This is a genomic window from Streptomyces sp. NPDC090106, assembly GCF_044747265.1.
GTDB lineage: Bacteria > Actinomycetota > Actinomycetes > Streptomycetales > Streptomycetaceae > Streptomyces.
Window position 1 is genome coordinate 109,662 of sequence record NZ_JBIVDS010000008.1, and the last position, 12,572, is coordinate 122,233.

14 protein-coding genes are annotated in these 12,572 nt (G+C 72.0%); 8 read left to right on the forward strand and 6 right to left on the reverse strand.

Features of this window, described 5'->3' with window-relative positions:
* Window positions 1-88 precede the first annotated feature (88 nt).
* Complete coding sequence (locus ACIPSE_RS25565) at window positions 89-1,213, reverse strand: ATP-grasp domain-containing protein (RefSeq protein ID WP_401666304.1); 1,125 nt, start codon at window positions 1,211-1,213, stop codon at window positions 89-91.
* Between the two features lie 249 nt (window positions 1,214-1,462).
* On the opposite strand from ACIPSE_RS25565, the gene ACIPSE_RS25570 reads away from it, so the two are divergent.
* Both ACIPSE_RS25570 and ACIPSE_RS25575 read left to right on the forward strand, forming a co-directional pair.
* A complete protein-coding gene (locus tag ACIPSE_RS25570; protein ID WP_401666307.1) occupies window positions 1,463-2,341 on the forward strand; it encodes a metallophosphoesterase family protein in 879 nt (292 codons plus the stop codon).
* Window positions 2,319-2,993 carry a 4'-phosphopantetheinyl transferase gene (locus ACIPSE_RS25575; protein ID WP_401666310.1) on the forward strand — a complete coding sequence of 225 codons (675 nt, stop codon included), beginning with the start codon at window positions 2,319-2,321 and terminating at the stop codon, window positions 2,991-2,993. Before ACIPSE_RS25570 ends, ACIPSE_RS25575 begins: the two co-directional genes overlap by 23 nt.
* A 188-nt stretch (window positions 2,994-3,181) precedes the next feature.
* Here ACIPSE_RS25575 and ACIPSE_RS25580 read toward each other — a convergent pair whose 3' ends face one another.
* Window positions 3,182-3,409, reverse strand: coding sequence for a hypothetical protein (locus ACIPSE_RS25580; RefSeq protein WP_401666313.1), 228 nt, complete (start codon window positions 3,407-3,409; stop codon window positions 3,182-3,184).
* A 218-nt stretch (window positions 3,410-3,627) separates the two neighbouring features.
* Here ACIPSE_RS25580 and ACIPSE_RS25585 point away from each other — a divergent pair, with 218 nt between their 5' ends.
* Window positions 3,628-4,650, forward strand: a complete 1,023-nt coding sequence (locus ACIPSE_RS25585) for an alpha/beta fold hydrolase (protein WP_401666316.1) — start codon at window positions 3,628-3,630, stop codon at window positions 4,648-4,650.
* A gap of 32 nt (window positions 4,651-4,682) precedes the next feature.
* Here ACIPSE_RS25585 and ACIPSE_RS25590 read toward each other — a convergent pair whose 3' ends face one another.
* A complete protein-coding gene (locus ACIPSE_RS25590) occupies window positions 4,683-5,216 on the reverse strand; it encodes a toxin-antitoxin system, toxin component (protein ID WP_401666319.1) in 534 nt (177 codons plus the stop codon).
* 32 nt (window positions 5,217-5,248) lie between these two features.
* Window positions 5,249-5,905, reverse strand: coding sequence for a helix-turn-helix domain-containing protein (locus ACIPSE_RS25595; RefSeq protein ID WP_401666322.1), 657 nt, complete (start codon window positions 5,903-5,905; stop codon window positions 5,249-5,251).
* Window positions 5,906-6,142: 237 nt separating this feature from the next.
* On the opposite strand from ACIPSE_RS25595, the gene ACIPSE_RS25600 reads away from it, so the two are divergent.
* Complete coding sequence (locus ACIPSE_RS25600; RefSeq protein ID WP_401666324.1) at window positions 6,143-6,802, forward strand: hypothetical protein; 660 nt, start codon at window positions 6,143-6,145, stop codon at window positions 6,800-6,802.
* Window positions 6,803-6,891: 89 nt separating this feature from the next.
* Here the strand turns inward: ACIPSE_RS25600 and ACIPSE_RS25605 are convergent, their stop codons facing one another.
* Together ACIPSE_RS25605 and ACIPSE_RS25610 are read right to left on the reverse strand one after the other, a co-directional pair.
* Window positions 6,892-7,644 carry a cache domain-containing protein gene (locus tag ACIPSE_RS25605; protein WP_401666326.1) on the reverse strand — a complete coding sequence of 251 codons (753 nt, stop codon included), beginning with the start codon at window positions 7,642-7,644 and terminating at the stop codon, window positions 6,892-6,894.
* Window positions 7,645-7,687: 43 nt separating this feature from the next.
* Window positions 7,688-8,428, reverse strand: coding sequence for a FadR/GntR family transcriptional regulator (locus ACIPSE_RS25610; RefSeq protein ID WP_401666329.1), 741 nt, complete (start codon window positions 8,426-8,428; stop codon window positions 7,688-7,690).
* 121 nt (window positions 8,429-8,549) lie between these two features.
* On the opposite strand from ACIPSE_RS25610, the gene ACIPSE_RS25615 reads away from it, so the two are divergent.
* The 4 genes from ACIPSE_RS25615 to ACIPSE_RS25630 are packed head-to-tail and all read left to right on the forward strand — an operon-like array spanning window position 8,550 to window position 12,534.
* Window positions 8,550-9,581, forward strand: coding sequence for an ABC transporter ATP-binding protein (locus ACIPSE_RS25615; protein WP_401666332.1), 1,032 nt, complete (start codon window positions 8,550-8,552; stop codon window positions 9,579-9,581).
* A 51-nt stretch (window positions 9,582-9,632) separates the two neighbouring features.
* Window positions 9,633-10,841 carry an ABC transporter substrate-binding protein gene (locus ACIPSE_RS25620; protein WP_401667236.1) on the forward strand — a complete coding sequence of 403 codons (1,209 nt, stop codon included), beginning with the start codon at window positions 9,633-9,635 and terminating at the stop codon, window positions 10,839-10,841.
* A gap of 3 nt (window positions 10,842-10,844) precedes the next feature.
* The gene (locus tag ACIPSE_RS25625) at window positions 10,845-11,708 is read left to right on the forward strand and encodes an ABC transporter permease (protein ID WP_401666335.1); all 864 of its coding nucleotides are present in this window, start codon (window positions 10,845-10,847) and stop codon (window positions 11,706-11,708) included.
* A gap of 10 nt (window positions 11,709-11,718) precedes the next feature.
* Window positions 11,719-12,534: an ABC transporter permease gene (locus ACIPSE_RS25630; RefSeq protein WP_401666338.1), complete on the forward strand. Its 816-nt coding sequence runs from the start codon at window positions 11,719-11,721 to the stop codon at window positions 12,532-12,534.
* The last annotated feature ends 38 nt before the right edge of the window (window positions 12,535-12,572 follow it).

Sequence of the window (12,572 nt, forward strand, 5' to 3'; positions counted from 1 at the left end):
AATCGGGGTGTCAAGACGTCCCGCCATGATTGGTCCATACCGGTGTGTTCGAGCGGGTGCCCGGGACGGTGCCGGACACCCTCGGTGGCTACAGCGGCAGCACCTGCGCGGCCTCGACCGCCGTCGGCACCGGGGCCGGAGCGGCCGGGAGCAGCGGCTCCGCCTCGTCGACCCGCTGCTGCGGCAGCGTCACCGGGCGCAGCGGACGCGGCCCCGACACCACCGTGTAGTCCTGCCCGAGGAACGGCGGGACGATCTCGCCCGGGTCCTCCCCGAGCGCCAACTGCACAGCCGCCCAAGGGGCGTTGACCCCGCACAGGGAGAGCTGGTGCAGGCCGCCCGCCGGGCGGGTGTTGACGTCCATGAGCACGGGACGGTCACCGAACATCCGGAACTGGATGTTGGAGAGGTAGTGCAGCCCGAAGCCCTCGGCGATCAGCCGCGCCGGCTCCAGCCACTGCTCGTGCAGCGTGAACCCGCGCCGGCGGCCGTTCTTGACCCGCCCGATGGCCATCCGCACCCGGTTGTCCGGGCCGGTCAGGCAGTCCACCGACACCTCTGGCTGCTCCAGGCGCGGCATCACCAGCCAGTCCACCGGTTCGTCGGACTCCTTGAGCGCGGTCACGACCAGGTCGAGCGGCACGTACGGGGTCGGGAACCCGGTGAGCTGCATCATCGAGAAGGGGGTCCGGGTGATCACCCGGAAGCCCACGCCGCCCGCGCCGGACGCCGGCTTGAAGCACGCCTTGTACCCGCCGGCCTCCAACTCCTCGACCGCCGAGACCAGTTCGTCCGCCGTCCGGACCCGGAACCACGGCGGCACCGGCACCCCGATGGCCTGCACGGCCTCGTAGGCGATCACCTTGTCCTCGAAGACGGCCACGCCCTCCGGCGGCGGCGCCAGCAGCGCCGTACCGGCCGCCTCGAAGTCGGCGCGGTGCGCGACGATCGCCGACTGGTGCAGCCGCGGCACGAACACGTCGATCCCGCGGCGACGGCACAGGTCGAGCGCGAACTCCACGTAGGCGGCCGGGGACAGGCCCTCCGGCTCCAGGTCGGCGGTGTCGGCGGCGGCCAGCACGGGTGAGTCCGGGTCGCCGTGCGTCGCGTGGATGTCCACGGCGCGGTCGCTCGGATTTCGGCGGAGCTGGTCCATGAAGAACACGTTCTCCGCGTACGTGCGGTTGAGCCAGACGCGTACGCGAGAGATCATGCAGGCCGCCTTTCGCGGTTTTCGGGCAGGGCAAAGTGCGCCCGTGCCCGGGCAGGGTGGTTGGAGGGACACCAAACCGCCCTTGAGAAAGGGAAGTTCACGGCGGTGGTGTTGGGGCGATCATACGGCCTGCCGAGCCCCGTTCGTGCAACGCCCGTGTTACGGATTCCCCGATCTTCCCCTCCTGCCACGGCGGGCGCCGGCGACTATGCTGGTGAGGTCGCGTTCGCGTGCCCCGAGGAGGCTCAGGTGACGGCTCGGGCCGAGGACGCGGGACGTCTGCTCGCCATCAGCGACCTGCACGTCGGCCACCGCGAGAACCGCGCGATCGTCGAGGCGCTGCGCCCGGAGACGGACGAGGACTGGCTGCTGGTCGCCGGGGACGTCGCCGAGACCGTCGCCGACATCCGGTGGGCCCTCACCACCCTCACGGGCCGCTTCCGCAAGGTCCTGTGGGCCCCCGGCAACCACGAGCTGTGGACCCACCCGCGCGACGAGGTCACCCTGCGCGGCGTCGCCCGCTACGAGCATCTCGTCGCCCTGTGCCGCGAGCTCGGCGTGACCACCCCCGAGGACCCCTACCCCCTCTGGAACGGGCCCGGCGGACCGGTCGCCGTCGCCCCGCTGTTCCTGCTCTACGACTACTCGTTCCTGCCCGCGGGCTGCGCCACCAAGGACGAGGGACTGGCGTACGCGCACGGGACCGGCATCGTCTGCAACGACGAGCACCTGCTGCACCCCGACCCCTACCCGAGCCGCGAGGCCTGGTGCCGGGCGCGCGTCGAGGTCACCGAGCGGCGGCTCGCCGAACTGCCCGGCGACCTGCCCACGGTCCTCATGGGCCACTGGCCGCTGCACCGCCACCCCACCGACGTGCTCTGGTACCCCGAGTTCGCCATGTGGTGCGGCACCGCGGCGACCGCGGACTGGCACCGGCGCTTCCGCGTCGACACCATGGTCTACGGTCATCTGCACATCCCGCGGACCACCTGGCACGACGGCGTCCGCTTCGAGGAGGTGTCGGTCGGATACCCCCGCGAGTGGCGCGAACGCCCCACCCCGCCGGGCCGGCCGCGCCGCATACTGCCCAGGGAGGCCGGAGCAGGTGATCGAGGAGCTGCTGCCTGACCCGGTGGTGGTCGTGGAGTCGTTCGGTGACGGCGAGCCCGCGCCCCTCTTCCCCGAGGAGGAGGCGGTCGTGGCGCGCGCCGCGGCCAAGCGGCGCCGCGAGTTCGCCGCGGTGCGGCTCTGTGCCCGCCGGGCCATGGAGAAGCTGGACGTCCCGCCGCAGCCCGTCCTGCCCGGACCCAGCGGCGCCCCGCAGTGGCCGTCCGGTCTCGCCGGCAGCATGACCCACTGCGACGGCTACTGCGCCGCCGCCCTCTTCCGCGCCCCCGACCTGGCCTCCCTCGGTATCGACGCCGAGCCCCACGCGCCCCTGCCCGAGGGCGTCCTCGCCGCCACCTCCCTGCCCGGCGAGGCCACGCGGCTGACCCGGCTCGCCGCCGAGCGGCCCGAGGTCCACTGGGACCGGCTCCTGTTCAGCGCCAAGGAGTCCGTCTACAAGGCGTGGTTCCCGCTCACCTGCCGGTGGCTCGACTTCAGCGAGGCCGACATCGACATCACTCCCGACCCCGACGACCCGCTCCGCGGCAGCCTCCGTGCCGGTCTCCTCGTCCCCGGCCCCTGGGTGGACGGCCACCGCCTCACCACCTTCGAGGGCCGCTGGACGGTCCGCCGGGACCTGGTCACCACGGCGATCGTCGTACCCCACGACTGACCGCGCCGGGCGCGGCGCCGCCCGGCGGACCCCGCACGGGGAGGCCCCGCGGAGGCTGCCTGGACGCGGCTGCCGTCGGGCGGGCGGGGCGGGTGCCGACGGCGGCCCGTCGTTGTGCGCCCGGGGTTCCGCGTGGCCGGTGTGTGGCCCCGCCCGGTCGGTGGGAGTCGGCCCTGCGGCCGTCGGTCTCAGCCCTGGGGGCACCAGGTGTGGAGGAGGCGGAAGAACTCCTCCTCGTTGCCGGTCAGGCCCGCGTCCGCCAGGGCCTGTTCCGCCTCGGCCAGGACGGAGGGCGGGACCAGGGCCGGCCGTGCGCCGTCCGGCGCGCCGTCGAAGGCCGCGCGGACGGTGTGCAGCAGCCGCAGATAGGCCTGGACGGCGGTGCGCTCGCGGTCGGTCATCACTGCGGTGGGCATCGGTCGGCTCTCCCCGGGTCGGCTGATCGGTCCGCCCCGCACGGGGGCGTGACTCCAGCTTGCCGCCCACCACTGACAATGAGGCCCGGCCACACTCCGGTTCGCCCGCTTAGCGGAGGCGAAACCTCGACGAAACCGGCGGGGGGAATGCGTCTCTACGCTGGTGTGCAGGGCTTTCGGCCGCCGCCCCTGCGGCCGGGGAAACGGGAGGCACGCACGTGGTCGACGTCCCGCAGTGGCACCCGGCGCGCACCCCACGGCTGCGCCCCGTCGGCGACGGCGATCTGGAGCTCCAGTACCGGGTCGTGCACGGCTACCGCCGGGCGTTCCGGATGGCAGGCGAAGGCCCGGCCCTGGTCCTCATCCACGGCATCGGCGACTCGTCCGCCACCTGGGCCGAGCTGATCTCCGACCTCGCCCGCACCCACACCGTCGTCGCCCCCGACCTGCTCGGCCACGGCGCCTCCGACAAGCCGCGCGCCGACTACTCGGTGGCCGCCTACGCCAACGGCGTCCGGGACCTGCTGAGCACCCTGGGCATCGAGTCCGCCAGCCTGGTCGGGCACTCGCTGGGCGGCGGCGTGGCCATGCAGTTCGCCTACCAGTTCCCCGAGCGCACCGAACGGCTCATTCTGGTCAGCGCGGGCGGGGTGGGCCGGGAGGTCAATCCGGTGCTGCGGCTCGCCTCGCTGCCCGGCGCCCATCTGATGCTCTCCGCGCTGCGGTTGCCGGGCGCCCGGCTCCAAGTCGGCCTCGCCGTGGGACTGATGAAGCTGCTCGACACCGACCTGGGGCAGGACGCGCCCGAACTCCTCAACCTGGTCGACGCCCTGCCGGACGAGACCTCGCGCAACGCCTTCATCCGCACGCTGCGCGCGGTCGTGGACTGGCGGGGACAGGTCGTGACCATGCTCGACCGCTGCTATCTGACCGAGGGCATGCCGACGATGCTGCTGTGGGGCGACCGCGACAGCGTGGTGCCGGTACGGCACGGGTTCGGGGCGCACGAGGCGATGCCGGGCAGCCGGCTGGAGATCTTCGAGGGCGCGGGCCACTTCCCCTTCCACGCCGATCCGGCCCGGTTCGTCTCCCTGGTCCAGGAGTTCACCGCGACCACCCCCGCGGCGAACTGGAGCCGGGAGCACTGGCGCGGTCTGCTGCGCGAGGGCCGCCCCGACCTCCTCGGCACCCGGGTCACCGAACGCGACCTACGGGAGGCGAGCGAGCGCAGTGCGACGTGAGTGGGCGGTGTGCCGTTCTTCGGGCCGTGGGGTCAGTTCTGTGGGCCGAGGTAGCCGAGGGATGTCTCGATGCGGCCCGCCAGCCGGTCCTGCCGGACGGGTCCCCGGCCGGGCGAACCGTCCAGCCAGCCGCGGCACTTGCTCGCGAGGAGCAGCCCGAAGCGTTCGGCCTCCTTCTCGTCGGCCTGTTCGAAGCGGCTGCGCGCCGCGACCCTCAGGACGGTCGCCTGGAGGTCGGCGCCGTCGCTGAGCATGCGGGCCGCGACGGCGGCACCGGCCACGTGGTGACCGCAGTGCCCCGCCTTCATGTGCCACAGCTCATGTCCCAGGATCACCAACTGGTGGTCGGGCGCCGTGCGTTCCTCGATCACGACCAGGTCCTGGTCCGCCATGTCCAGCCACAGACCGCTCGCGGTGTCGGGCGGGAACGCGGCCATGCGGAAGTGGACCGGTCGCCCCCGGCGGCGGCTCATCGCCCCGCACAGGGCGGCGTAGAGCTCCGCGGGCCGTGCCGCCGGTGCCGGGATGCCCACCTCCGCCACCAGGTCGCCGCACAGACGGCGCATTTCCCTGCCGATGCCCACAGTCAACCCCCGGCTCACGACTCTGGCCGCTTGACGCTCTCCAGGAGCATGTCGAGCCACTCGGCGACCTTGTCCCGGTGCTGATCGGTGGGCAGCTGGGCCGCCCGCCAGGCGATACCGCGCACCCCGTGGTCCTGGAGGAGCCGCTCCAGCGGGTCGTCGGCCGTCCGTTCCGCCTCCTTCTCGCGGTCGGCGAGCTTCTGGAGGAGTTCCTGCTCGGTGCGCTGAAGGGCCCCGGCCAGCGCCTCGGGGTCCTCGGCGGTGAGGAAACCGGCGGGGACGCGGAAGAAGCGCTGGATGGCGTCGCAGTGCTCCATGGTGGGACGCCGGTCGCCGTTGATCAGGGCGCCGGCCTGCTGCCGGGACATGGCGGCGCCGTCGGCGATCTCCTGCTGGGTGTACTTGCGGCCGTTCGGCTTCAGCCGGGTACGGCGCAGCAGGTCCAGGCGCTGGAGGAAGCGCTCCTGGACATCGGGTTCGCCCGCCGGGCGCCCGCTCAGCAGCGCCTTGACGACGGGCTCGGGCACACCGGAGGCGACGGACAGCCGCCCGGGGTGGAACGCCTCGGCGTGCGGCACGTCCAGCCGGTCGGCGAGACTGCTCACCCGGGCGACGACGGATGGCAGCGCAGCCGTCATCGGGGCGCCGGGACCCGCGAAGCCATCCGACACCGACAGATCTCCTACGTCTCTCACAGGCTTCTCACAAGCGGCTCAACACGAGCGGTTGCCGTGAACTCCCGGGAGAGTAGCCCTTGTTCGAATCCACATCCAGGTCTCGCCACAACTGTGGCCAATTTCAGCCGTCAACGAGCATGAAATGCCACGATAGTTGACACGACTCGCATCGGACCAGCAGGATCAAGGCGCCACGCGCGTGGCCGCATAGGCAAGAGGGGTGACCTCCCGATGGCACAACAGGCAGGAGGGCAGCGGCCGCAGCCGCGGCCCGTCCCGGAGAGCCTTGAGGCGCGGGCGTATCTCCAGGACTACACCACCCTCCTGGAAGCGGTCCCCTTCCCCTCCGTGGTCCTCGACCACCGCTGGGACGTCGTGCTGTCGAACAACGCATTCGAGACACTCTTCGGCGGCGTCGGCCCGCATCCCACCGCGATGCCCCACGACAACTTCCTCCGGTTCGTCCTGTTCCATCCGGACGCCGGCACGGTGCTCGGGGAGCACGAGTCGAGCTGGTGCCTGCCGATGCTGGCCCACTTCGCTGCCGCGGTGGAGACCCACGGCCACGACCACGGCCTCCAGTCGATCCGCCGCGAGATCGCCCAGGACCCGATCATGGACGCCGCCTACCGGCACGGACTGCCGCACTGGATCCGCGCCGTCGGCGAACGCGCCTACGCGCACGACGGCGCCGTACGGCCGCTGCTCCACCCCGACCCGCAGTGGGGCCCGACCGACTGCCGGGTCGTCGACGAGACCCCCGGCACCCTGCGCGACCTCGGCTACACCCGGCTGACCCTGGTCCTGCGCGACACCCGCCGCGCCGCGGCGCACCCGCGCGGGGCGCGCCGCTCCGCCGCACACCTGAGGGTGGTCCCCGCGGCCGAGTGAGCCCGGGCCCCGCCCCGCGGGCGCGGCACCCCCGCCCCGGTCACTCCCGCCCCGGTCACCCCCGGGCGTCGGTCACCCCCGGGCGTCGGTCACCCCCGGGCGTCGGTCACCAGCACCAGCGGCACCCCGTCGCACGGCACCAGCCGCACCCCGTCGCCGTACTGCGCGCGGCCCGTGGCCAGGGCCCGCGCGAAGTCGGGTCCCTTGCCCAGCGAGCCGACCAGGTGCCCGGGGTCGGTGGACGCGGCGACCCGGCCGCGCGCGTTGACCAGCCGCGCCGGGCCGGGCAGCCGGCGCAGCAGGGGCATCACGGCCGCCTCGAAGTGGCGCAGGTACACATCGGCCGCGGCGACCCCGGCGAACCGGCCCTCGACGAGCACCGGCGCGGACAGCGTCAGGCTGTACTCGTCGGAGCAGAGATAGTCGACGTAGGGCCCCGCGACCGCCCGCTCCCCGGTGTCGCGGGGGAGCGCGAACCAGTCCCAGTGCGTGTAGTCGGCGTACGCCGAGTGCGCGGGGTCGAGGTCGAGGAGCAGCGGCCGTACGGCGCCGTCCGGACCGGACTGCCACCACTCCAGCCACGCCGGGACGTCCCGGAGCAGGCCCGGCGCGGCGACGAAGCCGACCCCGGAGACCAACTCCTCCCGGGCCAGGCGCAGATGGAGACCGGGGCGGAGTGCGGCGAGGTCCACGGTGGCGGGGCGGCGGCCCTCGGCGGCCACCCGGCGCAGCAGCGCGGCCGTGTCGGCGCCGGTCGCGGCCACGGCGTCGAACACGGCCTCCAGGGCGGAGCGGACCCGGGCGGCGACCGACTGTTCGGGTGCTGCCGTCGCGAGGCTCATGGCTGACCTCCAGCGGACGGGGAAGCGGCCCGGCGGCAGAGCCCTAGAGCGTCAGACGCAGGGCGATCAGCCGCGCCGTCGCGTCCTGGACGCACCGTTCGGCCTGTTCCCTGGCCAATTCGTGCGCCCCATCCTGCACGGCGGAGATTACGGAGCGGTGACGCTCCGACACCTCTTCACGATATTCGTCGTCCCCGAGCACAAGACACAGCAGCGCCCCGATCTCCGTCTGGAGCGCGACCTGTTCGCGGGTGAGCCGCGCCGACTGGGCCGCCGCCGCGAGCTCGACGTGGAAGCGCCCGTACATCCGGCTGCGCGCCGCCGCGTCCTCGGCCAGCGCCAACTCCTCCGCTGTGCGGCGTAGTTGCGCGAGGTCGCCGGGTTCGGTGCGGTCGGTGGCCAGGCGGGCCGCCGTACCGGACAGGGCCGCCCAGTGGTCGCCCAGGTCGCGCAGCTCCTCGGTGCTCCAGCCGCGCAGCCGGACCCGGAGGCGTTCCTCGCCGGGGAGTTCGGGCAGCGAGACGAAGGAGCCGCCGCCGCGGCCTCGCCGGGTGGTGACAAGGCCCTGCTGGCGCAGCGCCATCAGGGCCTCCCGCAGGGTCACCGTGGAGACCCCGAGCTGGCCCGCCAGTTCGCTCTCGCCGGGGAGCTGCTCCCCGTCGGCGAGGAGTCCGAGTTCGATGGCGTCGCCGATCCGGCGCACGACCGCGTCGACCCGCGCCCGGCTGTCGACCGGGGCGAAGACGGCCGCACGGGCGCCGCCGTTCGACTGCTGCTGCTTCACGGCCACCACCTTGCTCGTTGACTGAAGCTTTACCCTAAGGGGGTCTTGAGCTTTGAACTATGACTTCATATGTTTCCGTTCAATCGGTCAACGCTTGAGAACGCCAGAAAGGTTCCCGCCCATGGAGGGAGTCGCGATCCGGCTGAGGGATCTGCGCAAGACGTTCGGTGGGACACCCGCCGTGGCCGGGGTCGACCTGGAGATCCGGGACGGCGAGTTCTTCTCGATGCTCGGCCCCTCGGGCTCCGGCAAGACCACCGTGCTGCGCATGATCGCCGGGTTCGAGACCCCGAGCGGCGGCGGGATCGACCTCGCGGGCCAGGACGTCACCGGCCTCGCCCCCTTCGAACGGGACGTCCACACGGTCTTCCAGGACTACGCCCTGTTCCCGCACATGACCGTCGAACAGAACGTCGCCTACGGCCTCAAGGTCCGCCGGGTGCCCAAGGCCGAGCGCCTGGTGAGGGCCCGCAAGGCACTCGCCGAGGTCCGCCTGGAGGGCTACGGCAGACGCCGCCCCGCCCAGCTCTCCGGCGGCCAGCGCCAGCGCGTCGCCCTCGCCCGCGCCCTCGTCGGCCGCCCCCGCGTCCTGCTCCTCGACGAACCCCTCGGTGCTCTCGACCTCAAGCTGCGCGAGCAGATGCAGGTCGAACTCAAGGCCCTGCAACGCGAGGTCGGCATCACCTTCGTGTTCGTCACCCACGACCAGGAGGAGGCCCTGACGATGAGCGACCGCATCGCCGTCTTCCACCAGGGCCGCATCGAACAGGTCGGCACCCCGGCCGAGATCTACGAACGTCCCGCGACCGGCTTCGTCGCCTCCTTCGTCGGCACCTCCAACCTCCTGAGCGCGGACGCCGCCGCCCGGATCGTCGGCACGTCCGGCACCTTCAGCATCCGGCCGGAGAAGATCCGCGTCCTCAAGGAGTCCGCCGGCGCCGACGAGCCGGAGCACGCCACCGCCGTCGGCACCGTCGCCGAGGTCGTCTACCTCGGCGATTCCACGCGCTTCCTCGTCGACCTCGACGGCGGCGGCCGGCTCACCGCCCTCCAGCAGAACCTGGAGACCTCCTCCGAGGACGTCGCCGCCTACCGCGGCACCCGCGTACGGCTGCGCTGGCACCGCCGGCACGCCGTCCAGGTCCCCGACTGACCCCTGGAGTCCCGGGCCCGACCCGCTCCTGTTCCTTCCTCCCCTTCACCCCTGGAGAACGTCGTGCGCGTCCCCCTGAAGGCGGCTGCCGCCGCCGCAGTGCTGCTCCTCGCCGCCACCGCCTGCGGTTCCTCCGACTCGGGCGGCACCGCCTCCGCCGGCGGCCTCAACCCCCCTGACCTCAAAGCCCCGACGAAGCTCGGCAAGACCGAGGGCCAGGTCAACCTCATCGCCTGGGCCGGGTACGTCGAGGACGGCTCCAACGACCCGGACACCGACTGGGTCAGCGACTTCGAGAAGCAGACCGGCTGTCAGGTCAACGCCAAGACCGCCGCCAGCTCCGACGAGATGGTCAAGCTGATGAAGACCGGCGAGTACGACGCCGTCTCCGCCTCCGGCGACGCCTCGCTGCGGCTGATCGCGTCCGGCGACGCGGCCCCCGTCAACACCGACCTCGTCCCCAACTACAAAGACGTCTTCAGCGGGTTGAAGGACGGCTCCTGGAACTCCGTCGACGGCCAGATGTACGGCATCCCGCACGGACGCGGCGCCAACCTCCTCATGTACGACACCGAGAAGGTCAGCCCCGCCCCGACCTCCTGGTCCGCCGTCTTCGACGACGCGTCCACGTACAAGGGCCATGTCACGGCGTACGACTCGCCCATCTACATAGCCGACGCCGCCCTCTACCTGAAGGCGACCAAGCCCGATCTCGGCATCAAGGACCCCTACGCGCTCGACCAGAAGCAGTTCGACGCGGCCGTGGACCTGCTCAAGCAGCAGAACGCCAGCATCGGCGAGTACTGGAGCGACTACCTCAAGGAGATCTCCGCCTTCAAGAGCGGTGACTCCGTGATCGGCACGACCTGGCAGGTCATCGCCAACCTCACCGCCGACGAGGGCGCCAAGGTCAAGGCCTTCGTCCCGAAGGAGGGTTCGACGGGCTGGTCCGACACCTGGATGGTCTCCGCCCGGGCCGAGCACCCCAACTGCGCCTACAAATGGCTCGACTGGATCATCTCGCCCGAGGTCAACGCCCAGGTCGCCGAGTACTTCGGCGAGGCGCCCGCCAACTCCAAGGCCTGCGCCCTGACCAGCGACAAGAACTTCTGCGCGACGTACCACGCCGAGGACGAGAGCTACTGGAAGGACATCGCCTTCTGGAACACGCCCATCGAGCAGTGCCTGGACGGCCGCACCGACGTCACGTGCGTGCCGTACGCCAAGTGGGTCCAGGCCTGGACCGAGATCAAGGGCTGAGGAATGACCCTGCTCACCCGGACCGCGGGGGCGCTGCACCGTCGCCCCCGCCTCCGTCTGTCCCTCCTGCTCACCGCGCCGCTGCTGTGGCTCGCGGTGCTCTATCTCGGCTCGCTGGGCGTCCTGTTCGTCTCCTCGTTCTGGACGACGGACTCCTTCACCTCCGAGGTGGTGAAGGTCTGGTCGACGGACAACTTCCGCACCCTGCTCACCACCGACGTGTACCGGCAGGTGATCCTGCGGAGCATCGGCGTCGCGCTCGCCGTCACCGCCCTGTGCGCGGTGATCGCCTTCCCGCTCGCCTTCTACACCGCCCGCGTGGCCAGGCCGAGCCGCCGCCCGCTGCTCGTCGTCGCCATCCTCACGCCCCTGTGGGCGAGTTACCTGGTCAAGGTGTACGCCTGGCGGCTCATCCTCTCCGAGGGCGGGCTCGCCGACTGGATGCTCGAGCCGTTCGGGCTGGGCGGTCCGGGCTACGGGCTGCCGGCGACGGTGCTGACCCTGACCTACCTCTGGCTGCCGTACATGGTCCTGCCGATCCACACCGCGCTGGAACGGCTGCCCGCCAACCTCCTCGACGCGTCCGCCGACCTGGGCGCGCGCGCCGGGCGGACCTTCCGGTCGGTGGTGCTGCCGATGGTGCTGCCGTCGGTGGCCGCCGGATCGGTGTTCACCTTCTCGCTCAGCCTCGGCGACTACATCACCGTGCAGATCGTCGGCGGCAAGACCCAGCTCATCGGCAACCTCGTCTACTCCAACATCGAGCTCAACCTGCCGATGGCGGCGGCCCTGGGCACGGTCCCGGTCGTGGTGATCGTGCTGTACCTGCTGGCGATGCGCCGTACGGGCGCCCTGAGCAGCCTGTAGAGGACCTCTCGTGCAACTGTCCCGACCCGCCCGCGTCGCCCTGCGCGTCGCCGCCGCCCTCGGGTTCGCGGTGATCTACGTGCCGTTGCTGCTGGTCCTGGTCAACTCGCTCAACCCCGACCGCAGCGCGAGCTGGCCGCCCCCCGGGCTCACCACGCACTGGTGGTCCGTCGCCTGGCACAACTCCGGTGCCCGGGACGCCCTGTGGGTCTCGGTCAAGGCCGGACTCGGCGCCACCGCGATCGCGCTGGTGCTCGGCACCCTGATCGCCTTCGCCGTCGCCCGGTACCGGTTCTTCGGCCGGGACGCGATCTCCTTCGTGGTCGTCCTGCCCATCGCGCTGCCCGGCATCGTCACGGGCATCGCCCTCAACTCGGCGTTCGGCGTGGTCCTTGAGCCCCTCGGCGTGGGACTGGGCCTGTTCACCGTCGTCGTCGGCCACGCCACGTTCTGCATCGTCGTCGTCTTCAACAACGTCGTGGCCCGCCTCAGGCGCACCTCCGGCTCCTACGAGGAGGCGGCGATGGACCTGGGCGCCCACACCTTCCGGGCCTTCGCCGACGTCACCTTCCCGCTCGTCAGGTCGGCGCTGTTCGCGGGCGGACTGCTCGCCTTCGCCCTGTCCTTCGACGAGATCGTCGTGACGACGTTCACCTCGGGGCCCGGAGTGCAGACCCTGCCCCTGTGGATCTACGACAACATGACACGGCCCCGGCAGGCGCCCGTGGTCAACGTGGTGGCGGCCCTGCTGGTGCTGCTGTCGGTGCTGCCGATCTATGTCGCCCAGCGCCTGTCGTCGGACACCGCCGGGGCCGGCCGGGTCTGACCCCGGGCCGGAGGAGATCGGGTCCGTACCGGCGGAGA